This window comes from Achromobacter sp. (assembly GCF_057314935.1).
Genome location: NZ_DBHKZA010000019.1, coordinates 1 through 24,674, shown reverse-complemented (window position 1 = coordinate 24,674; position 24,674 = coordinate 1). Strand labels below are relative to the sequence as shown.

The 24,674-nt window shown below is 65.8% G+C and carries 20 protein-coding genes; 4 read left to right on the top strand and 16 right to left on the bottom strand.

From position 1 onward, the window contains the following. Positions 1–96: 96 nt before the first annotated feature. From ppa to metE, 14 genes are all read right to left on the bottom strand, one after another. A complete protein-coding gene (ppa, locus tag ACO6D5_RS09460) occupies positions 97–627 on the bottom strand; it encodes an inorganic diphosphatase (protein ID WP_006225005.1) in 531 nt (176 codons plus the stop codon). 29 nt (positions 628–656) lie between these two features. After that, positions 657–2,276 (bottom strand): heme biosynthesis HemY N-terminal domain-containing protein, encoded by a 1,620-nt coding sequence (locus ACO6D5_RS09455; RefSeq protein WP_485825222.1) that lies wholly within the window; start codon positions 2,274–2,276, stop codon positions 657–659. 5 nt (positions 2,277–2,281) lie between these two features. After that, the gene (locus ACO6D5_RS09450; protein ID WP_485825221.1) at positions 2,282–3,475 is read right to left on the bottom strand and encodes a uroporphyrinogen-III C-methyltransferase; all 1,194 of its coding nucleotides are present in this window, start codon (positions 3,473–3,475) and stop codon (positions 2,282–2,284) included. 37 nt (positions 3,476–3,512) lie between these two features. After that, the gene (locus ACO6D5_RS09445; RefSeq protein WP_485825220.1) at positions 3,513–4,313 is read right to left on the bottom strand and encodes a uroporphyrinogen-III synthase; all 801 of its coding nucleotides are present in this window, start codon (positions 4,311–4,313) and stop codon (positions 3,513–3,515) included. Further along, positions 4,313–5,260, bottom strand: coding sequence for a hydroxymethylbilane synthase (hemC, locus tag ACO6D5_RS09440; protein WP_485825219.1), 948 nt, complete (start codon positions 5,258–5,260; stop codon positions 4,313–4,315). Before hemC ends, ACO6D5_RS09445 begins: the two co-directional genes overlap by 1 nt. A 9-nt stretch (positions 5,261–5,269) precedes the next feature. Then, positions 5,270–5,392 carry a hypothetical protein gene (locus ACO6D5_RS09435; protein WP_006218348.1) on the bottom strand — a complete coding sequence of 41 codons (123 nt, stop codon included), beginning with the start codon at positions 5,390–5,392 and terminating at the stop codon, positions 5,270–5,272. Next, complete coding sequence (locus ACO6D5_RS09430; RefSeq protein WP_088590662.1) at positions 5,379–6,095, bottom strand: TerC family protein; 717 nt, start codon at positions 6,093–6,095, stop codon at positions 5,379–5,381. Before ACO6D5_RS09430 ends, ACO6D5_RS09435 begins: the two co-directional genes overlap by 14 nt. 110 nt (positions 6,096–6,205) lie before the next feature. After that, positions 6,206–6,904 carry a TerC family protein gene (locus ACO6D5_RS09425; protein WP_315844555.1) on the bottom strand — a complete coding sequence of 233 codons (699 nt, stop codon included), beginning with the start codon at positions 6,902–6,904 and terminating at the stop codon, positions 6,206–6,208. 282 nt (positions 6,905–7,186) lie between these two features. Further along, positions 7,187–8,068, bottom strand: coding sequence for a succinate--CoA ligase subunit alpha (gene sucD, locus ACO6D5_RS09420; protein WP_006225012.1), 882 nt, complete (start codon positions 8,066–8,068; stop codon positions 7,187–7,189). A gap of 24 nt (positions 8,069–8,092) precedes the next feature. Continuing rightward, a complete protein-coding gene (gene sucC, locus ACO6D5_RS09415) occupies positions 8,093–9,253 on the bottom strand; it encodes an ADP-forming succinate--CoA ligase subunit beta (RefSeq protein ID WP_315844554.1) in 1,161 nt (386 codons plus the stop codon). Between the two features lie 10 nt (positions 9,254–9,263). Next, positions 9,264–9,866 carry a DUF2889 domain-containing protein gene (locus tag ACO6D5_RS09410; protein WP_035213193.1) on the bottom strand — a complete coding sequence of 201 codons (603 nt, stop codon included), beginning with the start codon at positions 9,864–9,866 and terminating at the stop codon, positions 9,264–9,266. An 82-nt stretch (positions 9,867–9,948) separates the two neighbouring features. After that, positions 9,949–10,563: a 4'-phosphopantetheinyl transferase superfamily protein gene (locus ACO6D5_RS09405; protein WP_485825218.1), complete on the bottom strand. Its 615-nt coding sequence runs from the start codon at positions 10,561–10,563 to the stop codon at positions 9,949–9,951. After that, positions 10,560–14,555, bottom strand: coding sequence for a Pls/PosA family non-ribosomal peptide synthetase (locus ACO6D5_RS09400; RefSeq protein ID WP_485825217.1), 3,996 nt, complete (start codon positions 14,553–14,555; stop codon positions 10,560–10,562). Before ACO6D5_RS09400 ends, ACO6D5_RS09405 begins: the two co-directional genes overlap by 4 nt. Positions 14,556–14,801: 246 nt before the next feature. Further along, positions 14,802–17,099 carry a 5-methyltetrahydropteroyltriglutamate--homocysteine S-methyltransferase gene (gene metE, locus ACO6D5_RS09395; protein ID WP_485825216.1) on the bottom strand — a complete coding sequence of 766 codons (2,298 nt, stop codon included), beginning with the start codon at positions 17,097–17,099 and terminating at the stop codon, positions 14,802–14,804. A gap of 191 nt (positions 17,100–17,290) precedes the next feature. On the opposite strand from metE, the gene ACO6D5_RS09390 reads away from it, so the two are divergent. Next, positions 17,291–18,208 (top strand): LysR family transcriptional regulator, encoded by a 918-nt coding sequence (locus tag ACO6D5_RS09390; protein WP_485825215.1) that lies wholly within the window; start codon positions 17,291–17,293, stop codon positions 18,206–18,208. Between the two features lie 47 nt (positions 18,209–18,255). On the opposite strand, the gene recX is transcribed toward ACO6D5_RS09390, so the two are convergent. Both recX and recA read right to left on the bottom strand, forming a co-directional pair. Next, positions 18,256–18,945: a recombination regulator RecX gene (gene recX, locus ACO6D5_RS09385; RefSeq protein WP_485825214.1), complete on the bottom strand. Its 690-nt coding sequence runs from the start codon at positions 18,943–18,945 to the stop codon at positions 18,256–18,258. A 128-nt stretch (positions 18,946–19,073) separates the two neighbouring features. Then, the gene (gene recA, locus ACO6D5_RS09380) at positions 19,074–20,135 is read right to left on the bottom strand and encodes a recombinase RecA (protein ID WP_006225020.1); all 1,062 of its coding nucleotides are present in this window, start codon (positions 20,133–20,135) and stop codon (positions 19,074–19,076) included. Between the two features lie 396 nt (positions 20,136–20,531). Here recA and ACO6D5_RS09375 point away from each other — a divergent pair, with 396 nt between their 5' ends. The 3 genes from ACO6D5_RS09375 (at position 20,532) to ACO6D5_RS09365 (ending at position 24,595) form a co-directional block, all read left to right on the top strand. Continuing rightward, on the top strand, positions 20,532–21,221 hold the full coding sequence (locus ACO6D5_RS09375) for a response regulator transcription factor (RefSeq protein WP_006225021.1): 690 nt from the start codon (positions 20,532–20,534) through the stop codon (positions 21,219–21,221). Positions 21,222–21,336: 115 nt separating this feature from the next. After that, entirely contained in the window at positions 21,337–22,713 is a 1,377-nt protein-coding gene (locus ACO6D5_RS09370; RefSeq protein WP_315844611.1) for a sensor histidine kinase, read from the top strand. Between the two features lie 220 nt (positions 22,714–22,933). Continuing rightward, positions 22,934–24,595 carry an MFS transporter gene (locus ACO6D5_RS09365; protein WP_390882152.1) on the top strand — a complete coding sequence of 554 codons (1,662 nt, stop codon included), beginning with the start codon at positions 22,934–22,936 and terminating at the stop codon, positions 24,593–24,595. The last annotated feature ends 79 nt before the right edge of the window (positions 24,596–24,674 follow it).

Sequence of the window (24,674 nt, the reverse complement as noted above, 5' to 3'; positions counted from 1 at the left end):
CAAAGCAACGGCGCGGCGGCGATCGGCATCATGCCGTCGCGGCCGCGCCGCATCAGAGCGCCGGCCGGTGCAGCACCGGCGCGGCCCAAAGCCTGATCAGGCCTTGTTGTAGCGTTCCACGCTGTTCACGATTTCTTCGTGGGCAGCGTCTACACCCTTCCAGCCCTTGACCTTGACCCACTTGCCCTTCTCGAGGTCTTTGTAGTGCTCGAAGAAGTGCTGGATGCGCGCGACGTCTTCGGTCGGCAGATCCTCGTAGGACTTGATGTTGCGGTACGGGGGGTACAGCTTTTCGATCGGCACGGCCAACAGCTTGGCGTCGCCGCCCGACTCGTCGTCCATTTCCAGCACGCCGATGGCGCGGCAGCGCACGACGGCGCCGATCTGGATGGGGAACGGGGTCAGCACCAGCACGTCGGCGGGGTCGCCGTCGTCGGACAGGGTCTGCGGGATGTAGCCGTAATTGCACGGATAGTGCATGGCCGTCAGCATGAAGCGGTCAACGAAAATCGCGCCCGTTTCTTTGTCGACCTCGTACTTGACCGGGTCGGCGTTCATGGGGATTTCGATGATGACGTTGAAGTCTTCCGGCAGCTTCTTGCCAGGGGAGACGCGATCAAGACTCATGATTCAACCTTGTTTGTCTGAAGAAATGTTCAAAGCGAGCCGTCGTTCTTGAACGGCGGCTTGGTGGCCGGCACCGGCACCGCGGCAGGCGCGGGCTTCGGGCTGGCAGGAGGCGCCGGCGAGTACGTCGGCACGGGCTCGTCGAAAGCCGCCGCCGGAATCGGGGCGCTGTCGAAGTACTCGTCGATGTCGGACGTGCCGCCAGCCAGCGGCGCATCTTCAGGCGCCAGCGCGCGGTCGCGCTGGTCCTTCTTCACGCGCGCATCGGGATCCAGCACGTAGTCGGAGGCCGACGCGGCCGTCGAGGGCGGCAGCGCAGGGTAGTCGCCACCGATATCGGCGTCGCCATCGGTGTCCGACAGGCCCACCGCATAGCCGCCTTCGGCGTCCACACGGTAAGGATCCGAACCCGTATCCGCAGCCGGCAACGCCGCATCCGCCGCCAGCACCGGCAGCGCCATGCTGGCTGCCGTAGCCAGGCGCCAGTGGCGCACGGCATCGGCCGGACGGTCCAGGCGGTCGTACAGGCTGCCCAGCAGCGCATGCGTCTGCGCATCGCTGCGGCGGCTGAGGCTACGCAGCAGATAGCGTTCCGCCTGGCCCCACAGCTGCCCGTTCAGGCACAGCATGCCCAGCGCGGTCAGCAGATCGGGATCCGTCGGGCGCTGCTGCAGCCAGGTCTCGGCCTTCGCCAGACGGCGCGACACCTGCTCGGCTTCGCAGCGGGCGTACGCCGCCACCAGCGTCGGATTGAACTTCACGGCGACCGCGGCTTCCAGCACGCGGGCGGCTTCGTTGGCTTCGCCGGCCGCGTCGAACGCGGCGGCGCCAGCCAGCGCGATGTCGGGCAGCAGGCGCTCTTCGGCCTTCAGGTCTTTCCAGATGGCGCGCCAGGCTTCGCTGTTGGCGGCAGCGGCGGCACGCAGACGCGCCGCGCCGGAAGCGTCGATCAGAGCATCGGCTTCGCTGCGGGCCAGCGCATTGCGGCGCACCAGGCCGCGGGCCAGCGTGAAGACCTGTTCATCGTGATGCAGCGCGGTGTGCGCGCGCAGCAGCAGACGCATGGTGTGCAGGTGACGGGCGCCCCCATCGGCCAACGGCGCCAGCACCGCCAGTGCGCGTTCGGCGCGGCCTTGGTCCAGCAGCATGTCGGCCGAGACCGTGGCCGTGGCTTCCACCAGGCCCGGCTCGGTGCCGGCGTGTTCTTGCGCGGTGGCCAACAGGCGGTCGCGGCGGTCGAATTCGCCCAGGCCATGCGCGGCGCGCGCGGCGGACAGGGCCGCCAGCACGCGGCGGGTCTGGACCTTGGTCTGCTCAAGCAGCTTGGTCAGATCCTTTTCGGCATGGGTATAGCGGCCTTCCAACAGGCCGATCCAGCCGCGCTCCAGCAATTCGTGGTCGCGCGCCTGGGCGCGTTTGCCGCGCCAGACGCGGACGCGGTCGGGGATGGCCAGCAGCCACGCCAGCAGGCGCAGGCCGATGTACAGCACGATGAAGGCCGCGACAATCAGCAGGACGGCCAGCGTCAGCGACATCCCGATGCGCCACGGCCAGACCAGCAACAGCACATTGCCGGAATGGGAGCGCAGCACCACCGCCAGGGCAACGGCGATGACGGCAAGCAGCAGAGTCCAGAACCAGGTACGCATAAGGCTCAGTCCTGCCCGCTAGTCTTGAAACCCGCGGCGCGCAACGCAGCCACGGCGTTCAGGCTGTCGGCCACTTCCGGCATGCGCACGGCGATGTCGGTCTGCGCCAATTCGCGCGCCAGCGTCTGGGCGGCGGCGGTGTCGGGGGAACGGTTGTCGAAGTACTTGGACAGCGTGACGCCGATGTTGTCGAGCTCGCTCTTCCAGACGGCGGGCTGGCGCATCAGCATGGCCAACTGGACGGTCAGCAGGCGTTGGCGCAGCGTGCCGCGCACCTGGTCAGCCTGTTCGGGCGACAGCAGCAAGGCGGCCGGCTCGTCGACGCGTTGGATGGTGATCAGGCCGCCCAGCTCTTGCGCCAGCGCGGAACCCGCGCGGCCGGGCCACGACACCACTTCGGCGCGCCAGCGCTGCCACCACGGGGCATCGGCGGGCAAACCAGCCTGGGGATCCACCACGGGGGCGGGGGCCACGGCCGGGCGGCTTTCGCCCGCGGCAGCCACGCCCGGCGCGGCGGCGTCGGGCACCAGCAAGGGGGCCTTGCCGACCAGCGACACCAGGCGCTCGATGCGGGCCGACTGGGCGGGGATGTCCACGGTGGACACGGCGCGCAGGCGGTCCAGGTCGCCGTTGATCGCCTGCTGCAGGCTGGAGAAGCGCGGGCGGTCGGCGCGGGCCAGGCGGGACTGCGCGGTTTCCAGCGCCACGATGGCGTTGGAGACGTTGCCGGCCAGGCGCAATTGCTGGTTGGCGATGGTCAGCAGGCGTTCGACGTCATTGGCCAGCAGCTCGTCACTGGCGGTGTCATTGAAGTTCTGCCAGGCCTGCTGCAGCGCGTTGTATTGGCTTTGCGTTTCGCGCACGGTGTCTTCAAGCTCGCCCACGCGACCGGCCTGGGCTTGCGCCAGGGCAAGGGCTTCGCGCGTGTCCTTGCGGGCTTGGGCCACATCGGCCGTCAGCGTGTCGATGCGCGACGCGACCTCGCGCCCGGCGGACACGAACTGCGTGCGCTGCTTCCACAGCGCGTAACCCAGGCCTACGGCCAGCAGGATGACGATTATCAGGGCGGTGACCAATGGGCCACTGCCGCGCTTGGCCGGACGGGCCTTGACGGAATCGGCCGGGGCCGATGCGGGCGCGCTTGCGCCCGGGGCGGCCGTGTTAACGACCGGATCGGTAGCGGGAGTCTTGTCTGTCATGACGCGATTGTATTCGGTGTCTGTCCGATGCAACGAATCAAGCAGCAACAAAAGCCTGGAATATCGACTCGTCGTTGGGCAAGCAGATTTTTACCATTGCTGATGGCTCGGCGCCATGACAGCCCGGCGGCACGCGGCGCGCCAGCGAGGGGTGGGTCAGCACGAAGCGGCAATCGCCCCACCAGGAAAGCAGCCCTGCGGCATCCAGGCAGGCGCGCACGGCGTCCGCCCCTTCCCCGCTGGTGATGAGCCAGGTGGCGCGGACACCGGCATCTGCCCAGCCGTGCAGCGCCGCCAGTTGCGCGGCGTCCCAGCTTGCGGGGCGGCGCAGATAGGCCGCATGGCGCGTGACGGCCACGCCATGCGCTTCCAGCCGGTCGCCCAGCCAGTCCCTGCCCTGGGTGCCGCGCACCAGCAGCACGCGCGCCGGCAGTTGAGGCAGATCGCAAAGCACGTTCCACAAGGCCTCGGAGTCGTGGCTGGGCGCGTCTTCGCCGGGGTGCAGGACTGTTGTATTCGCGCCAAAACCGGCAGACTCACGCAGTCCCTGGGCGCTGGCCGGCCCGACGGTGGCCGCGATCGTGGCCGCCGGCCAGGCGGACGGACCGTCGGCACGGGCCAACTGGTCCAGGTATTGCTTGCCCGCGTTGCCGCTGACGAACACGACCATGTCGAAGTCGGCCGGCCGCGGCAGGTCCGCGGCAGCGACATCCAGGGCGTGGATTTCAAGGGCAGGCAGGATGCAGGCAGACCAGCCGGCGTCGGTCAGACGGCCGGCCAGCGCCTCGTTGCGGCCCGCGGGCCGTGTCAGGACAGCGACTCGCGGTGGCGTGGACATCAGTCCGGCCGGGCGTCGTCTTGCAGCAGTTCCTGGAGGATGGCGGCGGCGCCAGCATCCAGCAGCTCCTGCGCGGCGGCTTCGCCCAGCGCCTCGGCGTTGGCCGCCGGACCGTTGCGGGTCGTGTGGACCATGCGCGTGCCGTCGGGCGATGCCACCAGCGCGCGCAGCGACAGCGAGTCGCCCGAGATTTCGGCGAACGCAGCCAGGGGCACCTGACAGGAGCCTCCCAGCTTGCGGGACACCGCCCGTTCGGCCAGCACGCAAGACGTCGTGGCAGCGCTGATCAACGGCGCCAGCCACGCGCGCAAGTCATCGCGGTCGTCGCGGATCTCGATGCCCAGCGCGCCCTGTCCGGCTGCCGGCAGGCTGTCGGCCGGGTCCAGCAGGCTGCTGATGCGTCCGCCCAGCCCCAGGCGTTCCAGCCCCGCGGCGGCCAGGACGATGGCGTCGTATTCGCCCTTGTCCAGCTTGCCCAGGCGCGTATCCAGGTTGCCGCGCAGCGGCTTGACCACCAGGGCCGGATAGCGCGCGCGGATCTGCGATTCGCGGCGCAGGCTGGACGTGCCCACGACCGCGCCCGCCGGCAGGTCTGCCAGCGTCGCATAGCGGTTGGACACGAAGGCATCGCGCGGGTCCGCGCGATCAAGGACGGCGCAAAGCTCGAACGGGGCTTGCAGATCGACCGGCACGTCCTTCAAGGAGTGCACGGCCAGATCGGCGCGCCCGTCGAGCAGCGCGTTTTCGAGTTCCTTGACGAACAATCCTTTGCCGCCCACTTTGGACAGGGTGCGGTCAAGGATCAGGTCGCCGCGGGTCGTCAGGGTAAGGAGCTCAACCGCGCACGCCGGGTACAGCGTGCGCAGCCGGTCGCGCACATGCTCGGCTTGCCACAAGGCAAGCCGGCTGGCGCGGGTCGCGATGACCAGGCGTTGCGGAAGAGACACGTGACGTCATCAAACGAAATTGGAGACGATGACCGTCGCGACTACCCCGAGGATGGCCAGCACGAAAAGGCCCTGAAGGAGGCTCAGGCCCGATTCGGATTGCTGGGGATCAACGGATCTACGCAGACTCATGGGATTCCTTGGAAGCGGTTTTGCGGCTTGCCAGCCACCGTCCAAGGACAACAACGAGCAAGGCGCCAATAATTTCAGCGGCGATTTTAACCGTAGTGGGCTGAACGCCGAATTGACGTTCGACAATAACGTCGGTAATCAGCATGCCGCCGGCGATCCAGCCCAGCAAGGCGGCGCCAAACGTAACAACCAACGGGTACTTGTCGATCAGCTTGAGCACCAGGGTGCTGCCCCAGATGATGATCGGCACGCTGACGATCAGGCCGAAGGCGACCAGGCCGATCTGATGGTCGGCGTGGGCGTTCTGGGCCGCGCCGGCGATGGCGATCACGTTGTCCAGGCTCATCACGAAGTCGGCGATGATGATGGTCTTGATCGCGGCGGCGATGGATGTCCCGCCCTTCACGTTGCCATGCGCATCGTCCTCAGGAACCAGGAGCTTGACGCCGATCCAGACGAGCAGCAGGCCGCCCACGACTTTCAGGAACGGGATCGACAGGAGCGTCAGTGCGAAAGCGATCAGCACGACACGCAGGATGATGGCGCCCGCGGTGCCCCACAGGATGCCCTGCATGCGCTGCTTGGGGGCCAAATTGCGACAAGCCAGCGCGATCACGACGGCGTTGTCGCCGCCCAGCAGGATGTCGATGAGGATGATCTGGAATACCGCTGCCCAACTCAGCGTCTGGAAAAACTCAAGCACTATGAACCCCCGAAGGCATTTATGAAAAGAAAGGCCGGTCCCGAGCCGGCCATCCTGCCGCGCGCGGCGCGGCAGGATCATTCAAACAACTAATTATTGTAATTCAGCTTTCAGTCAGCTTTCTGGCGCATCAGCAAAACTTTACCAATTGCCAGCACCAGCACAGCGCCGAGCGCGCCCATCATCAGTTCGAAGCTGTGATGCGATACGCCCAATGCCGCGTCAATACGCGCCACGGGTTCCTGCAAGGCGGGATCTCCCACCAGCAATTCACCTGCAATAAAGCCCAACAACGCAGCCCCCACCCAGACGATGACCGGGAAGCGCTCGATGACCTTCAGAAGCAGCGTGCTGCCGAAGATGACCAAGGGGATGCTGATGGCCAGGCCCAAAACCAGCAGGGTCGTGTCGCCCATCGCCGCAGCAGCAACCGCCACCACGTTATCCAAGCTCATGACCAAGTCGGCAATCATGATAGTGCGGATTGCGGTCAGCAGATTACCTTGCGTCTTGCCCGCGCCGTCGTCTTCGCCTTCGGGCAACAGCAGCGTCACGCCGATGTAGACCAGGAGCAGCGCGCCGATCAGCTTCAAATACGGCAACAGCAGCAACTTGGCCGCCACCAAAGTCAGCACGATACGCATGATGATCGCGGCGGCCGAGCCGATCGTGATCGCTTTCTTCTGTTGCGCCGGCGGCAACGAACGCGCTGCCAGCGCAATAACCACGGCGTTGTCGCCTGATAGCAGAATGTTGACCCAAATGATCTGGAGCAACGCTATCCAGAATGCCGCTGAACTAAGTTCCATGCCTCTCTTTCCCAGGTGATGATCCCCCTAGGACAAACCAAATGAATGGATGATGAAAACGAAAATCGTACTGACCGTCTTGGTGCGAGCCCGACGGCATTCTTGCTGGGTACGTGCGAAATTTCTTTCATTATAGTTTCGTTCAGCTTTCCGTATGTTTTGGCGACCGCGATATGGACACGGGATTTCCCTAAGGGCGCGCCGACGATCCGTGCCGCGGCGGCGCCAAACGGACGAAAAAAAGCCCGCCGAAGCGGGCTTTTTGGCGCAATGCGTAAAGACTTACAGCACCGACTTGAGCAGCTTGCCCATTTCGGAGGGGTTGCGCGTGGTGCGGATGCCGCAAGCTTCCATGACTTCCAGCTTGGCGTCGGCCGTGTCGGCGCCACCGGAGATCAGGGCGCCAGCGTGGCCCATGCGCTTGCCGGCGGGAGCCGTGACACCAGCGATGAAGCCGACGACCGGCTTCTTCATGTTGTCCTTGGCCCACTCGGCGGCGTTGACTTCGTCCGGACCGCCGATTTCGCCGATCATGATGACGGCGTCGGTGTCGGGATCGTCATTGAACAGCTTCAGGACGTCGACGTGCTTCAGGCCGTTGATGGGGTCGCCACCGATGCCGACGGCGCTGGATTGACCCAGGCCCAGCTCGGTGACTTGCGCCACGGCTTCGTACGTCAGGGTGCCCGAACGGCTGACGATGCCGATGCGACCCTTGCGGTGGATGTGACCCGGCATGATGCCGATCTTGATTTCGTCCGGCGTGATCAGACCCGGGCAGTTCGGGCCCAGCAGCAGCGTCTTGCTGCCCTTGGCCTTCATGCGGTTCTTCACTTCCAGCATGTCGCGGACCGGGATGCCTTCGGTGATGCAGATCACCAGATCCAGTTCGGCTTCGACAGCTTCCCAGATGGCAGCGGCGGCGCCGGCCGGCGGCACGTAAATGACGGACACGGTCGCGCCGGTGTCAGCCTTGGCGTCTTTCACCGAAGCGAAAATCGGCACGCCTTCGAAGTCTTCACCCGCCTTCTTGGGGTTCACGCCGGCCACGAAGGCGGCTTTGCCATTGGCATACTCACGGCACATACGGGTGTGGAACTGGCCCGTCTTGCCCGTGATGCCCTGGGTGATGACTTTGGTGTCCTTGTTGATCAGAATCGACATTTGTGAATCCTTGGCAGTATTGCTTTACTTGACGGCGGCTACGACGCGGGTGGCGGCTTCGGCCATCGTGTCGGCGCTGATGATCGGCAGACCGGAGTCAGCCAGCATCTTCTTGCCGAGTTCTTCGTTGGTACCCTTCATGCGGACGACCAGCGGCACGTTCAGGTTGACGGCCTTGCAAGCGGCGATCACGCCTTCGGCGATGACGTCGCAGCGCATGATGCCGCCGAAGATGTTGACCAGAATCGCCTTCACGCTCTTGTTCGCGAGCATGATCTTGAACGCTTCGGTGACCTTCTCGGCCGTGGCGCCGCCGCCGACGTCCAGGAAGTTGGCCGGCTCGCCGCCGAACAGCTTGATGGTGTCCATCGTGGCCATGGCCAGGCCGGCGCCGTTCACCAGGCAGCCGATGTTGCCGTCGAGCTGGATGTAGGCCAGGTCGAACTTGCTGGCTTCGATTTCAGCGGGATCTTCTTCGTCCAGGTCGCGGTAGGCGACGATTTCCGGGTGACGGAACAGGGCGTTCGGGTCGAAGTTGAACTTGGCGTCCAGGGCGATGATGTTGCCCTTGCTGTCGCGGTTCAGCGGGTTGATTTCAACCAGCGACGCGTCGGTGTCCATGTAGCACTGATACAGCTTCTGGAACACGTCCACGGCTTGGGCGGTCGAGTCGGCAGGCAGGCCGATCGCGTTGGCGATCTTGGTGGCTTGCTCGGCGGACAGGCCGGTCAGCGGGTCGATGTATTCGGTGATGATCTTTTCGGGGGTGGAGTGAGCCACTTCCTCGATGTCCATGCCGCCTTCGCTGGAAGCGATGAACGCGACCTTCTGCGTGGCGCGGTCAGTGACCAGCGACACGTAGTATTCCTTCTGGATGTCGGCGCCGTCTTCGATGTACAGGCGGCGAACCTTCTGGCCTTCCGGGCCGGTCTGGTGCGTGATCAGCTGCATGCCCAGGATTTCCGAGGCCAGCTTGCGGACGTCGTCCAGCGAGCGCGCCAGCTTCACGCCACCGCCCTTGCCGCGGCCGCCCGCGTGGATTTGTGCCTTGACGACCCAAACCGGTCCACCCAGCTTTTCAGCGGCAGCCACGGCCTCGTCGACGGAAAGAGCGGGGATCCCGCGCGGCACCGGGATGCCAAATTGCTTCAGCAGTTCCTTGCCTTGATACTCGTGGATTTTCATGTGTTACCTGTCAGGACGTATGAGAAAGAGAAGGTGAATCGGAGGACGAATCGGCCGATGCCTCAGCGCTACCCCCGGTGTACCACTTGGGATAGTGCTCAGCCACCACCGGGCCGCCAGTGCTGAGCGCATGACAGCCATCCAATTGGAATGGACGCCGGTTCGGGTTGGTTTCCTGCCGCCGGCGGTTGGCCATGGTCTGGACCGCCGCGGTGGGAAGCACCTGCGACAGCTCGGTCATGTGCGTACAGCCCTCCACATGCCCGAACCGCTCTTTGACCTGGCGGCGGAATCCCTTGAGCAGATTCATGCCGACCAGATCAGTGTAAGCGGGCTCGATGGCCATGCAATGACCGCCGTAAGGGGCGGCGTCATAGACAGCCTGCGCCGCCACGATCGAGAAATTCTCGTCGATGGTGATGCGCAGATGCATATGGTGGATGGGCTGCCCGGCCTTGAACATCTTGCCGTCGCTCTTGGGGAAATCGTACGCCTTCACGTCGATCAGCTCGGCTTCCAGATCCCAGTTGCCGTCTTCGCGCGCATACGACTGCACGCGTATGGAACGCGTGTGCAGTGGTTGGCGAGGGTAATCCGGCGGTGGCAAGGGCATGCTGGGGGCCTGCGGGGCGAAGATGGCCTGCGCATGGTGCGCGGCAACAAAACCTTGAAAGTATAGCGCAGGCAGGCGACGATCAACCGTCTTGCTGCACGCCGCGCACTAGGGGACAGAGTGCGGCCGATGCCCAGAGTCCCTCGTGGCGGACCTGCCCGGTCAGGCGCGCGGCGGCCAGATGGCGTTCCCGCACAGGCGTGTATTCCTCCAGCCCGCGGCGGCAGGCCTTCAACCGGGCCTCCAGCGCGCTCCAGGCCCGGGCGAAGGCGTCCGCGCGGCCTGCCGGCGCGCAGGCGGCCAACCTGGCCGCGACCTCGGGACCGCAATAAAGCCGGGCGACGTCGATATCGCCGTCACCGCCGCCTGCCCCGCCCCCTGCCGCCGCCAGGTCCACGCCCGGCACGCCCTGGCAGGACAAACCGCACAAGATATAAGGGCCGCAATAAGAGAAAGAGCTGTTCCAGAGGGAACCCGGCGCCATGGCAGGTCCCTTGGGCGTTTCGGTCCAGCGCGCCGCCGCCCCCGACCGGCGCGACAACTCGGCCGCCAACCATGCGCGGGCCGCCTGGCGCTGGCCTTCCCGGCCAGTCGCCAGCCGCAGCAGCCACAACTCGACGGGCGCGCCCTCCCCGGTCAGCCGCAGCGCGGGCGTGGGGGTCAGCGGCGCCGCGGACAAGGTCTCAGGTGCGTTCAAGCGCCCGGCCCTCGCGTCCACGGGGTGGCCGGACTACCCATCCAGGCCTGGCCGGCCGGGATGGTTTCGCCCTTCAACACCAGGGTCAGCGGCCCCAACACGGCGCGTTCCTCGACATGGGTGTCGTACAGGATCGTGCTGCGCGGACCGACGTTGACCCCGCGGCCGATGTGCACAGGCCCGATCTTCATGACCCGATCCTCGAACAGATGGGTTTGCGGCCCGGACCAGGCATGCAGCACCGCGTCGTCGCCGATCAGGACGCAGTCGTACTCGGTGATGTCGGTGGTGTCCATGAATACGCGCTTGCCGATGCGGGCGCCCATGCAGCGCAGCGCCAGGGGCAGCCAAGGGGTCGCGCGCAGGAAGTTGAAGAAATTGGGCACGGCGATGGACTCGTACAGGCTGGTCACCGCCTCGCTCTTCCAAACGAAAGGCGTCCACATCGGTTCGGCGCGCGGCCGGTACCGGCCCACCAGCGTCCACTTCAGCAGTATCAGGAACAGGAACGTGCCCAGGCCGTACAGCACGCCGGCCAGCATCAGCTCGTCGAAGGCGGCCAAAAAGCCCTGGGCCGCGGCGATGGGGATGACTTTCATGACCGTCAGATACCCCACCGCGATCACGACCGCCAGCGGCAGGATCATGCGCAAGCCTTCGACGGCGCCGCGTGCGACCTTGCGGCCCAGGCTGGGCCGGAACGTCAGATGCGCGGGGAAGCCCGCAGTCTGTTCGCGGGCGGGCAAGGCCAGCGGCGGATTGCCCAGCCAGGTCTGGCCGCTGGCCATGCGGCCGTTGACTGGCGCCCGGCTCTGCACGCCGATCAGCACGTCGTCGGGCAGCACCGACCCGTCAGGCACGTAGGCGCCATTGCCGACAAAGCTGCGGTTGCCGATGATGGTCGGGCGCATCGTCATCCAGCCGCGATCGATCTCCTCGTCGCCCAACATGACGCCGTCGGCGATGAAGCTGTCGCGACCCAGCGTCAGCATGTCGGGCACGATGCCCATGGCGGTGGAAATTTCGGTGCCCCGCCCGACCTTCGCGCCCAGCAGCCGGTACCAGGTGCCGGCGTAGATCGAGGCGTACAGGCCATGCAGCACGCTCAGGCTGGACTCCTGGATCTGGTTGGTCAGCCACCGCCGCAGATAGATCTGGCCATAGACCGGCCACCGCCCGCCCGACAACCTGGGCAGCAGCAACCAGCGCAACAGGGCGGACACCAGCACCGTCAGGAACAGCAGCAAGGCGCTGGCCGGCAACGCCAGCAGCAGATAGCAAAGAAAGGCATACGGCCAGGACACGCGGTCGCCCATCAGGTCCAGCCAGCGCGCGTCGATCCAGTCGATCAGCACGAAGCTGGGGAAGACCGGCATGAAGAACAACGCCGCGATCAAGGTGCCGCCCAAGGCATAGGCCACCACGTCCAGCTGGCGCAAGCGCCCCGTCCGTACGGGACGCGGCGGCAATTCGGGGGCATGCGCCTGGGGATCATGCCGCGCCGGCGCGCCCGTCCAGACCTGCCCCGCCGGCACGCGAGTCCCCGAAGCCAGCGACGACAAGCCATCCAGCCGTGCCCCCTCGCCCATCGCCACATCGCCTTGCAGCACCGCGTACGACCCGACGTAGGCATTGTCGGCCAGCGTGATCGGCGCCACTTCCCAGACGCCCCCGCGCACCGCGAAGTTCTCCAGGTTCACGGCCGCGCCGATGCTGACGCCATCGCCAATCGTCAGCAGGTCGGGCGCGCGGACGGAAATGCGGCTGATGGCGGCGTCGCGGCCGATGCGCGCGCCCAGCGCCCGCAAGTACCAGACTTGCAGGGGAGAGCCGGCCAGCAAATGCGCCGGCGGGATGTCCAGCACCCGGTCCACCAGCCACCAGCGGTAGAAGCGCCACCCGTATAGCGGATAGCGACCGGCCTTGAGGCGGCCCAGGATGCCCCATTTGCAGGCCACGGCAACGCCGAAGCTCAGCAGGTTGCAGACCAGGTAGCTGGCGATGGACAGCGCCACCGCGCGCCAGACCGAGTCGCCCTCGTCGCCCGTCCAATAGTGATAGGTAAAGAACGGCGTCAGCCAGATCAACATGCGCACGCCGATCAGCAGCGGCAGCGCGGCAAGCTGGGCCAGGCCACAGGTCCAGCGCCGCCACTCCGGCGCCTGGCCTGCCGTATCGTCGGGCTGCGCAAGGGTGTCGCCCTCTTCCACCGCAACCGGCACGGCCGCCGCCAACGCGTCCAGCCGCGACGACAACGCCCCCAGGCCGGGGTGCTGATAGAGCTCGTGCATCGTCAGCGCGGAAAACTGCGGATGCTTGCGCAGCGACGATACCAGGCGCGCGGCCAACAGCGAATGGCCGCCCAGGTCGCGGAAGAAGTCGCTGGCCAGGCGCAGCGGCTGGCCCGGAAACAAAGGACGCAGCGCGTCGAACAGCGCCTGTTCACCTAAGGTGACCGCTACGTCGTCTTCGCCGCTGGGCTCGGACACGGTTTCCAGTTCACGCGCCTTGAGCGCTTTACGGTCGATTTTTCCCGACGTCAGGCGCGGCACCTCGGCCACGCGTTCAAAGCGGGCGGGGATCATGTAGGCGGGCAGGTCCTGCGCCAGCGCGGCCCGCAAGGCATGCAGGTCCAGCCGCGCCTCGCCCTCGGGTTTCAGGAAGGCCACCAGTTGATCGATGCCCCCCAGGTCTCGCAGCACCACCGCCGCTGCCCCGACGCCGGGCTGCCGGTACAGCGCCGCTTCGATTTCGCCCAGCTCGACCCGAAAGCCCCGCACCTTGACCTGGTCGTCGCTGCGGCCCAGGCACTGGATCTGCCCATGCTCGTCGATGCGGGCCAGGTCGCCGCTGCGGTACATCCGCGTGTCGTGATCGCCGCTGGGCCGGGGGTTGGCCAGGAATTTTTCGGCCGTCAGCTCAGGGCGTCCGAGGTAGCCGCCCGCCACGCCGGGACCGGTAATGCACAGTTCGCCGACCTGCCCTTGCGGCAGCACCGCCCCGTCGTCGCCGCGGATGAGCATGCCGTAATTGGGCAGCGGCGTGCCGATGGTCACCGGTTGGCCGGGCAGCAATTCGGCCAGGCTGGCCGATACCGTGGTCTCGGTCGGACCATAGGTATTGAACAGGCGACGGCCGGGCGTGGCCCAGCGCGGCACGAGGAAGTCCGGACACACTTCGCCGCCCAGGTTCACGATGCGCAAGCCCGGCACGTCGTGCGCGAACAGCGCGAGCAGCGTCGGCACCGCGTGCAGCACGGTCACGCCTTCGCGCACCAGCGCGTCGGGCAGGCCTTCGGGGTCGGTGGTCAGCATCTTGGGCGCCACCCACAGGCTGGCGCCGACCAGATAACTGATCCAGATTTCTTCGAACGACATGTCGAAGGCCACCGAAAAGCCCTGGTAGACCTTGTCGCCGTGCCGCACGCCCAGCACCTCGTTTTCGCTGCGCAGGAAATGGCAGATACTGGCCTGGCTGATCGGCACGCCTTTCGGCTTGCCGGTCGACCCGGACGTGTAGATCACGTAGGCAGGATGCTCGGGCAGCAGGCCTTCTCGTTTGCGCAAGACGCCGTCGACGGGCATGGACAGCGCCCAGGTGGTCCACGTCGCCATGCCGTCCAGGCGCACGTCCGCGCTGGCGATCAACCCTTGGGCGCCCGCATCCTGCAGACAGACCAGCATGCGGTCGGGCGGCGTGTCGGATTCGAACGGCAGCCACGCCGCGCCGGCTTTGGCGATGGCCGCCTGCATCACCAGCAGGTCCGCCCCGCGCGGCAGGCACAGGCCAACGATCTGACCGGGCCGCACGCCGGCCTCGATTAGATGATGCGCGGCCAGGTCGGCGCGCTGGCCCAGCATGTCGTAGGTAAGGGTTTGATCCAGCCAATGAATGGCAATCGCGGCGGGGTGCCGCAGGATCGTGGCTTCCAGAATATCGGGCAGCGTTTCCGCGGCAAGCAGATCCGGCCGATAGGGGCCTTGGAGAATCATAGATACGGCAACAATCCGGCTGTTAGGATTTTTGCATATTGACCCGTGCCGCGGGAATTCGTTCAAAAAAAGTACCCCACGCCGCGCGTGCTTCGCACGCTTGCGACCTCCCAAGGAGGCTGCATTTTCCTTGGGACGGCCCGGGGGTAAAAAAAAAGCCCCCGGCCGGTGCGTTCATCGCACACAAACCAGGGGCTTACACCCGCAACACCCGCCCTTGGAGCCAGCGTTGCGGGTGGCCGGTACTTAAGCGGATTGGCGCAGCGTGCGGGCCGCTTGCACCATGCCGATCAGCGCCGCTTCGGTTTCGGGCCACGCGCGCGTCTTCAGGCCGCAGTCAGGGTTCACCCACAACCGTTCCTTGGGCAGGCGGGCCGCCGCCTTTTCCATCAGGCCGACCATCCAGTCCACTTCCGGCACGTTGGGCGAGTGGATGTCGTACACGCCGGGCCCGATGTCGTTCGGGTAGTCGAAGTCTTCGAACGCCTTGAGCAGGTCCATGTTGGAGCGCGACGTTTCGATCGTGATCACGTCCGCGTCCATCGCGGCGATCGATTCGATGATGTCGTTGAACTCCGAATAGCACATGTGGGTATGGATCTGCGTTTCGTCGCGCACGCCGGCGGTCGACAGGCGGAAGCAATCCACGGCCCAGTCCAGGTACGCCTTCCAGTCGGCGCGGCGCAGCGGCAGGCCTTCGCGAATGGCGGGCTCGTCGATCTGGATGACGCTGATGCCGGCGGCTTCCAGGTCCACCACTTCATCGCGCAGCGCCAGCGCCAGTTGGCGGCAGGTCTGTTCACGCGGCTGGTCGTCACGCACGAACGACCATTGCAGGATGGTGACCGGACCGGTCAGCATGCCCTTGACGGGCTTGTCCGTCAGCGACTGCGCGTACGAAGACCAACCCACCGTCATCGGCGCGGGACGGGCCACGTCGCCGAAAATGATCGGCGGCTTGACGCAGCGCGAACCGTAGCTTTGCACCCAGCCGTTCTTGGTGAACGCAAAGCCTGCCAGCAGTTCGCCGAAGTATTCCACCATGTCGTTGCGCTCGGGTTCACCGTGCACCAACACGTCCAAGCCCACCTTTTCCTGGAAGCGGATGACTTCCTCGATTTCCTTGCGGATGGCGGTCTCGTAGCCCGAATCGGTCAGCGCGCCAGCCTTCCAGTCGCGGCGCAGGGCACGGATTTCGGCGGTCTGCGGGAACGAGCCGATCGTGGTCGTCGGGTAGGCGGGCAAGCCCAGTTGTTCTTGCTGGCGGGCGATGCGGCCGGCGAACGGCGCGCGGTCGCGCGACACGCTGGCGGCGTCGGCCATGCGTTGGCCCACGACCGGATTGTGGATGCGGGCCGACGAACGGCGCGCGGCCAGCGCGGCGCGCTGCTGGACCAGCCCCGACTGCACCGAGGGTTCCGTCGCGCTATCGAGCGCACGGCCCAAGAGGCTCAGCTCTTCCAGCTTCTGCGCGGCGAACGACAGCCAGCTCTTCAACTCGGCGTCCAGTTCGGTTTCGTTGGCCAGGTCCACCGGCACGTGCAGCAGCGAGCACGACGGGGCCAGCCACAGGCGGTCGCCCAGTTGTTGCTTGACCGGCGCCAGCGTCGCAATGGCGGCGTCCAGGTCGGTGCGCCAGATGTTGCGGCCGTTGATAATGCCAGCGGACAGCACCTGGTCGGCGCGCAGGCCGGCAACGACGTTGGCCAGTTGCTCCGGCGCGCGGACCAGGTCCACGTGCAGGCCAGCCACAGGCAGTGCCTGGACGGTGGGCAGGTTGTCCTTCAACCCGTCGAAATAGGTGGCGATCAGCAGCTTGACCGGGCTGGCGGCCAGCACGCCATACACCTGCTTGAACGCGTCGCGCCACGCTTGCGGCAGATCCAGCACCAGGATGGGTTCGTCGATCTGCACCCATTGCACGCCCAGCTTGGCAAAGCGGGCCAGGACTTCTTCGTACACCGGCAGCAGCGCGGCCAGCAGTTGCAGCTTGCCTTCGTCGGCGGCGCCGCCCGCGAAGGCGTCGCCCTTGCCCAGGTAAAGCCAGGTCAGCGGACCCGGGATCACCGGCTTGACGGCGTGGCCCAGCGCTTGCGCTTCCTGAATCTGTTCGAACAGCGATTCCCGCGCAATGCGGAACGTCTGGCCCGGCACCAGTTCCGGCACGATGTAGTGATAGTTGGTATCGAACCACTTGGTCATTTCGCAGGCGGCGGCAGGCTTGCCCGTCGGTGCGCGGCCGCGGCCCATGCGAAACAGCGTGTCCAGCGAGACGGCTTCGTTGTCGCGCTGGCCGAAGCGGGCCGGCACGGCGCCCAGCAGCGTGCTCCATTCCAGGATCTGGTCGTACCAGGCGAAGTCGCCCACAGGCACGAACTTCAGGCCAGCCGCCGCTTGCAGCCGCCAGTGCCTGGCGCGCAGTTCACGGCCGGTTTCTTCCAGCGCCTCGGCGGTTTGCTTGCCGGCCCAATAGGCTTCGACAGCGCGCTTCAATTCGCGTTGGGCACCAATGCGGGGGAACCCCAGGTTATGAATAGTAGTCATGAGAATACCGCCCTTAGACAAATTTTGTTCAAGTGACGGTTATTGTGCAGGCAAACCTACATGAATCAAAATCAATGTTCACATTCATAAGATGAGAAAATATCATACAATACCTATTCATTCCACCGCCATCGGGTTCGGTGCCTGCGGCGGACGCCCGTCGGGCGCCACCCCTGTCCCGACCTACGCCCATGCTAGAAATCCGCCACCTGGAAACGCTGACTGCCATCCGTGAAGGCGGCAGCCTGCAAGAAGCCGCCGAACGCCTGCACCTGACCCAATCCGCCCTGTCGCACCAATTGCGCGACCTGGAAACCCGCTTGGGCACGCCGCTGCTAAACCGCCGCACCCGACCGGCGCGGCTGACCACGGCAGGCCTGCGCGTGCTGGCGCTGGCGGACGAAGTCTTGCCCCGCATCCGCGCAACCGAGCGCGAATTGCAGCGGCTGGCCGCCGGCCGCACGGGCCGCCTGCATCTGGCGATCGATTGCCACTCGTGCTTCCAATGGCTGATGCCGGCGCTGGACGCCTTCCGGGCGCAGTGGCCGGACGTGGCGCTGGACCTGTCGGCCGCCTTTTCGTTTGCCCCCCTGCCCGCGCTGGTGCGCGGCGATCTGGACCTGGTCATTACCTCGGACCCGCAGCCGCTGGAGGCGGTGGAGTACCTGCCGTTGTTCAAGTACGAACTGGTGCTGGCGGTGTCGGAGTCCAATCCGCTGGCGGGCAGCAAGTTCATCATGCCGGACCAGTTGGCCGATCAGACGCTCATCACCTACCCGGTGGACAAGCAACGCCTGGACGTCTTCACCGCTTTTTTGGACCCGGCCGACGTGGAACCCGCCGCCGTCCGCAAAGCGGAACTCACTCCCATCATCGCGCAACTGGTGGCCAGCAACCGCGGCGTGGCCGCCCTGCCGAACTGGGCGTTGACCGAATACATGAACCAGGGTTGGCTGCGGCTGTGCCGCCTGGGGCCGCAGGGAGTATGGCGCACGCTGTACGCCACGGTGCGAAGCGAAGATACCGATGCGTCGTACATCGACGAATTCCTGACCATCACGCGTGACGTCTGCTTCAAGACGCTGTCGGGAATCAAGTCAGCAAAATAAAGGGGCGGGGGCGGGAGCGGGGGAAAGGGCCCCCACGCTGCGCGTGCTTAATCTTCGTCGCTGTCGCCCACGATGCGGCGGATCACGTCGTGGGCGAATCCGCGGCTGGCCAGGAAGCGGGCCTGTTTGGCGTATGCCGCGCGGTCTGCGGGCTTGGCGTCGAAACGCTTCTTCCAGACTTCGAGCGCGCGGTCGTATTCGGTGGCGCGCAACTGGTCGCGCAATTCAGCCACCTGGTCGGCATCCACGCCATGCTGGCGCAATTCCTGCACGATGCGGGCCGCGCCCTGGCGCGAGGCGCGCCGGTGCACCAGGCTTTGCGCAAAGCGCTCGGTGGACAGCCAGCCTTCTTTTTCCAGCGCGTCCAGCACCGCGTCGACCTCCGCCGCGTCTTCAGCGTAGGCCGACAGCTTGCGCGCCAGCTCTTCGCGCGCGTGTTCGCGCCGCGACAAATACCCCACCGCACGCATCTTCAGCGATGGCCCCTTGCGGTCGGGCTTGCCGTCGTCGACGCCGGCCTGGTCTTCGGCGCGGGCTGCGCGGCGGCCACGAGGGGCCGCAAGCTGTTCCGAACTACGCTGCCATTGTCCCGGATCGGCGGCGGGCGCTGCCGACTCCTGTTCACGGCGCGCATCGGAACTCCGCCGCAAGCCCTGGGGCTTGGCGACGGTTTCAAACTCGTCATCCAACTTGGCGCGAAGACGGTCGGCTGACGCGGGGGTCGATTTCCAGCTCATGCGCTTCCTGCTTGCTATGCAAAAACGGCAGGCCCGTCGTGGCGCCTGCCGCATATCGCCGGGCCAGAGGCACGGCGCAAACAATGTGCAAGGCGCCTGCAGTGACCTACAGGCAGCCGCAAGATTGCTTATTCGGCGGTGTCTTCCGCCGTCGGGACGAACTCGGCGGCACGGCTGACGATGCCCTGGTTCTCGCGAACGCGGTTCTCGATCTCGATGGCGATTTCCTTGTGCTCTTTCAGGTATTCGCGGACATTGTCCTTGCCCTGGCCGATGCGGTTGCCGTTGTAGCTGTACCACGCGCCGGACTTGTCCACCACGCTGGCGGCCACGCCCAAGTCGATGATTTCGCCTTCGCGCGAGATGCCGGCACCATACATGATGTCGAACTCGGCCTGCTTGAACGGCGGCGCCACCTTGTTCTTCACCACCTTGACGCGGGTTTCGTTGCCGACCACTTCGTCGCCCTTCTTGATGGAACCGATGCGGCGGATGTCCAGGCGCACGGAGGCGTAGAACTTCAGCGCGTTGCCGCCGGTAGTGGTTTCGGGGTTGCCGAACATCACGCCGATCTTCATGCGGATCTGGTTGATGAAGATGACCATGCAGTTGGTGCGCTTGATCGTGGCGGTCAGCTTGCGCAGCGCCTGGCTCATCAGGCGGGCCTGCAGGCCGGGCAGCGAATCACCCATTTCACCTTCGATTTCAGCCTTGGGCACCAGGGCGGCCACGGAGTCGATGACGATCAGGTCGACCGAGCCCGAACGCACCAGCGCGTCGGTGATTTCCAGCGCCTGTTCGCCGGTGTCCGGCTGCGAGATCAGCAGGTCGGTCAGGTTGACGCCCAGCTTGTTGGCGTACTGCACGTCCAGCGCGTGTTCCGCGTCGACAAAGGCGCAGGTGCCGCCGATCTTCTGCATTTCAGCGATGACCTGCAACGTAAGCGTGGTCTTGCCCGACGATTCCGGACCGTAGATTTCGACCACGCGGCCGCGCGGCAAGCCGCCGACGCCCAGCGCGATATCCAGCCCCAGCGAACCCGTGGAGACGACCTGGATATCGTGCGAGACCTCGTTGTCGCCGTAGCGCATGATCGAGCCCTTGCCGAACTGCTTTTCGATCTGCGAGAGCGCGGCGGCAAGCGCCTTGGCCTTTTCCGATGCGGCGGCCTTGGTGGTTTTGTCGTCCATGTAAAGTCCTGTCTGTAACGTATCTGGTGTCGAAGGGTGCCGGAGAAGTCGCCGGTCAGGCTGTGGGTCTGGCTGGGTTTGGCTGGGTTTGGCTAGGTCTGGCTGGGTTTGGCTAATGCGTCAGGCTATGCGTCAGTTGCGCTCAAGGTTGCTTCGCGCTTTTGATTCATGTGCAGATTATGGCATCGGATTGTACTGTACAAAAAACCAGTGTGCCACAGTTTTGCACGTATACCCTGAGTGGGCAAGCCCACCGCCGTATGACAGAATCGAAGAAGAACCCGGCGTTTCGTCCCTTTTCCGCCGCCGGGCCGCCCACAAGGCGGATAGCCTCCCATAGAGGGGCAGCAAGCGCGCAAAGCGCTGGCGGCACAGGGACCCCTTCATTAGCAGCCCATGCGTATCCTGATCGCCGAAGACGACAGCATTCTGGCCGACGGCCTGTCCCGGTCCTTGCGCCACAACGGCTATGCCGTGGACGCCGTGCGCGACGGGCTGGCCGCCGATTCGGCGCTGGCGGCCCAGGCCTTCGACCTGCTCATCCTGGACCTTGGCCTGCCGCAGCTGGCCGGCCTGGAAGTGCTGCGCCGCCTGCGCGCCCGCAATTCCGCCCTGCCCGTCCTGATCCTGACCGCCGCCGACAGCATCGAGCAGCGCGTCAAGGGCCTGGACCTGGGCGCCGACGACTACATGGCCAAACCCTTCGCGCTGTCCGAGCTGGAAGCGCGCGTGCGGGCATTGACCCGCCGCGGCGCCGGCGGCGGCGCCACGATGATCAAGCACGGCCGGCTGCTGTTCGACCAGACCGGCCGCGTCGCCATCGTGGACGACCAGACGCTGGACCTGTCCGCGCGCGAGGTCAGCCTCCTGGAGATCCTGCTGACCCGCAGCGGCCGCATGGTCAGCAAGACGCAACTGGTGGACCACCTGTGCGAATGGGGCGAGGAAGTCAGCACCAACGCCATCGAGGTCTATGTGCACCGGCTGCGCAAGAAGCTTGAGCCCAGCGGCGTGAAGATCGTGACGGTGCGCGGCCTGGGCTACTGTCTGGAGCGGGACCAGGGTGCCGCGTATCTCGCCAGCTGAGCCTGCGCGGCCCGAACCGCTGAATCAGGAAGCGCTGGATATCATGCAAGCCGGGTCCAAGGGCCCCAGCTTCGCGCCGCCCCAGCGGTCCCTGCTGGGCGAGATCCTGGACTGGATGCTGGCGCCGCTGTTCCTGCTGTGGCCCATGAGCGTGGCGATCACCTACGTCGTCGCGCAGAACATCGCCAACGTGCCGTACGACCGGGCGCTGGCCAACAACCTCCATGTGCTGACGCGCCAGGTCCACGCGCAGGACGGCCGCGCCGTGCTGAAGATGACCGACCCGGCGCGCGACGTGCTGCGCGCCGACGAGACCGACAGCGTGTTCTGGCTGGCGCTGGGCAGCCGCGGCGAATACCTGGGCGGCGATCGCGCCCTGCCGCTGCCTGCCACGGTGGGCCAACCGCGGCCCGGCGAGGTCCAGTACGAAGACGACACCATGCGCGGCTTCGGCATCCGGCTGGCGTTCACCTGGGTCGATCTGAATCTGCCCAACACCCAACCGGCGCTGCTGATCGTGGCCGAAACCGTGGAAAAGCGCACGCAACTGGCCAACGACATCATCAAGGGCGTGATCATTCCGCAGTTCGTGGTGCTGCCGATCGCCGTGCTGCTGGTCTGGTTCGGGCTGTCGCGTGGCGTGGCGCCGTTGAACGCCTTGCAGCAACGCCTGCGCGCCCGGCGTCCCGACGACCTCTCGCCCATCGACGAGCGCGCGGCGCCCTCCGAGATCGCCCCGCTGGTGGCGGCGATGAACGACCTGCTGGACCGCCTGTCCGCCAACGTCCAGGCGCAACGCCGCTTCGTGGCGGATGCCGCGCATCAGCTGAAGACGCCGCTGGCGGGACTGCGCACGCAGGCCGAGCTGGCATTGCGCGACGCCAGCCCCGAGGAAATGCAGTCCAGCCTGCGCCAGCTGGTGACCGGCTCGGAACGCGCCACCCGGCTGGTCAATCAATTGCTGTTGCTGGCCCGTGCCGAAAACCCCAGCGCCATCGGCCTGACGCGCACCGACCTGAACGCCATCGCCTACGAACAGGCCATGCATTGGGTGCCGCACGCCCTGTCGCTCAGTACCGACCTGGGCTTCGAAGGGTCGGACGACCCCGTAGAAATCAGCGGCAACCCCTTGCTGCTGGCGGAACTGCTGAACAACCTGGTGGACAACGCGCTGCGCTACACGCCGCGCGGCGGCCACATCACGGTGCGCGTGCAGCGCGTGGGCGACGAAGCGGTGCTGGAAGTCGAGGATTCCGGCCCGGGCATCCCGCCTGAAGAGCGCGAACGCGTGTTCGACCGCTTCTACCGCGTGTTGGGCACCGCGTCCGACGGCAGCGGGCTGGGCCTGGCGATCGTGCGGGAGATCGCCCAGAAGCACCAGGCCACGGTGCGGGTGAGCGACCACCCCAACATGCATTCGGACCTGCCTGGCACCCGCATCCGCGTGGTGTTCCCCCTGTACGCCGAACACCCAGATCTGCTTGAGAGCTGAGGGGCGCGGCCATGCCGCGCATGCCTAGGACTATCCCTAGCCCCGCACGCAAAGCTTACACAATGTTTCAATTTTAAGATTCGGGTAAGGGTTACGTCAGAACCTCGTCAGCCTCGCGCCTCAATGTTGCGTATAGCTCGATGTCGGCTCGCCGGCGGAGGGTCAAGCACGGCGGAGAACCGCCGGCCAAAAACGAGGAGACATCATGAGCACAACAACCATGGCAGGCCGCGGTCCCTCCGCGGAACCGCGCCCGATGACCAAGGATGAACGCCGCGTCATCTTCGCGTCGTCCCTGGGCACGGTTTTCGAGTGGTACGACTTTTATCTCTACGGCTCGCTTGCAGCCATCATCGCGCAGCACTTTTTCTCGGGCGTGAACCCCACCGCGGGCTTCATTTTCGCGCTGCTGGCGTTTGCCGCGGGCTTCGCCGTGCGGCCGTTCGGCGCACTGGTGTTCGGCCGCCTGGGCGATCTGGTCGGACGCAAATACACCTTCCTGGTCACCATCGTGATCATGGGCCTGTCGACATTCCTCGTGGGCGTGCTGCCCAGCTACGCCAGCATCGGTCTGGCCGCGCCGGCCATCCTGATCGTGCTGCGCCTGCTGCAAGGCCTGGCCCTGGGCGGTGAATACGGTGGCGCTGCGACCTACGTCGCCGAACACGCCCCGCATGGCCGCCGCGGCTTCTACACGTCGTGGATCCAGACCACCGCAACGCTGGGCCTGTTCCTGTCGCTGCTGGTCATCCTGGGCATCCGCACGGTCATGGGCGAAGACGACTTCAAAGCCTGGGGCTGGCGCATTCCGTTCCTGATCTCGGTCGTGCTGCTGGGCATCTCGGTATGGATCCGCCTGCAACTGAGCGAATCGCCCACCTTCAAGCGCATGAAGGAAGAAGGCAAGGGTTCGAAGGCGCCGATCGCTGAATCGTTCGGCCAGTGGAAGAACCTGAAAGTCGTGATCCTGGCGCTGCTGGGCCTGACCGCCGGCCAGGCCGTGGTCTGGTACACGGGCCAGTTCTACGCCTTGTTCTTCCTGACGCAGACGCTGAAGGTCGACGCCAACACCGCCAACATCATGATCGCGATCGCGCTCCTGATCGGCACCCCCTTCTTCGTGGTCTTCGGCGCGCTGTCCGACAAGATCGGCCGCAAGCCCATCATCATGGCGGGCTGCCTGATCGCGGCTGCGACCTACTTCCCGATCTTCCAGGGCATCACCCACTTCGCCAACCCGGCGCTGGAAAAGGCCCAGGCCACGGCCCCGGTCACGGTGATCGCCGACCCGAGCACTTGCTCGTTCCAGTTCAACCCGGTGGGCACGTCCGCGTTCACCAGTTCTTGCGACGTCGTGAAATCCTTCATGGCCCGCAACTCGGTGAACTACAAGAACGAAACCGCGCCGGCTGGCTCGGTGGCCAAGGTCAAGATCGGCAACGACGAGTTCGCCTCGTTCGACGGCAAGTCCATGGCTCCCGCCGACTTCAAGGCCAAGGCTGCGGAACTGGACAAGGCACTGACCACCGCGATCCGCAGCCACGGCTACCCCGCCAAGGCTGACCCGGCGCAAAGCAACAACGTCATGGTCGTGGTGCTGCTGGCGATCCTGGTGCTGTATGTGACCATGGTCTACGGCCCCATCGCCGCGATGCTGGTGGAAATGTTCCCGACGCGCATTCGCTACACCTCGATGAGCTTGCCGTACCACATCGGTAACGGCTGGTTCGGCGGCTTCCTGCCCCCGGTCGCCTTCGCCGTGGTGGCTGCCACGGGCAACATCTACGACGGCCTGTGGTACCCGATCATCATCGCAGTCATGACCCTGGTCATCGGCACGCTGTTCGTGCGCGAATCCAAGGACAACGACATCAACGCCTAATCGACCATCCCCCGCCGGGTGGGACTGCTGCGCCTGCCCGGCCTTTAAAAGCTCCTTACGGAGCTTTTTTTTTGTGCCC

Bases quoted from the DNA above. Each gene is read 5' to 3' on its own strand.
- sucD (WP_006225012.1), bottom strand. From the start codon at position 8,068: ATGTCGATTCTGATCAACAAGGACACCAAAGTCATCACCCAGGGCATC.
- ACO6D5_RS09370 (WP_315844611.1), top strand. From the start codon at position 21,337: ATGCTGGCGCCGCTGTTCCTGCTGTGGCCCATGAGCGTGGCGATCACC.
- recA (WP_006225020.1), bottom strand. From the start codon at position 20,135: ATGGACGACAAAACCACCAAGGCCGCCGCATCGGAAAAGGCCAAGGCG.
- sucC (WP_315844554.1), bottom strand. From the start codon at position 9,253: ATGAAAATCCACGAGTATCAAGGCAAGGAACTGCTGAAGCAATTTGGC.
- ACO6D5_RS09425 (WP_315844555.1), bottom strand. From the start codon at position 6,904: ATGGAACTTAGTTCAGCGGCATTCTGGATAGCGTTGCTCCAGATCATT.
- ACO6D5_RS09390 (WP_485825215.1), top strand. From the start codon at position 17,291: ATGCTAGAAATCCGCCACCTGGAAACGCTGACTGCCATCCGTGAAGGC.
- ACO6D5_RS09455 (WP_485825222.1), bottom strand. From the start codon at position 2,276: ATGCGTACCTGGTTCTGGACTCTGCTGCTTGCCGTCATCGCCGTTGCC.
- ppa (WP_006225005.1), bottom strand. From the start codon at position 627: ATGAGTCTTGATCGCGTCTCCCCTGGCAAGAAGCTGCCGGAAGACTTC.
- ACO6D5_RS09450 (WP_485825221.1), bottom strand. From the start codon at position 3,475: ATGACAGACAAGACTCCCGCTACCGATCCGGTCGTTAACACGGCCGCC.
- ACO6D5_RS09410 (WP_035213193.1), bottom strand. From the start codon at position 9,866: ATGCCCTTGCCACCGCCGGATTACCCTCGCCAACCACTGCACACGCGT.
- ACO6D5_RS09400 (WP_485825217.1), bottom strand. From the start codon at position 14,555: ATGATTCTCCAAGGCCCCTATCGGCCGGATCTGCTTGCCGCGGAAACG.
- ACO6D5_RS09445 (WP_485825220.1), bottom strand. From the start codon at position 4,313: ATGTCCACGCCACCGCGAGTCGCTGTCCTGACACGGCCCGCGGGCCGC.
- recX (WP_485825214.1), bottom strand. From the start codon at position 18,945: ATGAGCTGGAAATCGACCCCCGCGTCAGCCGACCGTCTTCGCGCCAAG.
- ACO6D5_RS09365 (WP_390882152.1), top strand. From the start codon at position 22,934: ATGGCAGGCCGCGGTCCCTCCGCGGAACCGCGCCCGATGACCAAGGAT.
- ACO6D5_RS09435 (WP_006218348.1), bottom strand. From the start codon at position 5,392: ATGAGTCTGCGTAGATCCGTTGATCCCCAGCAATCCGAATCGGGCCTG.
- metE (WP_485825216.1), bottom strand. From the start codon at position 17,099: ATGACTACTATTCATAACCTGGGGTTCCCCCGCATTGGTGCCCAACGC.
- ACO6D5_RS09375 (WP_006225021.1), top strand. From the start codon at position 20,532: ATGCGTATCCTGATCGCCGAAGACGACAGCATTCTGGCCGACGGCCTG.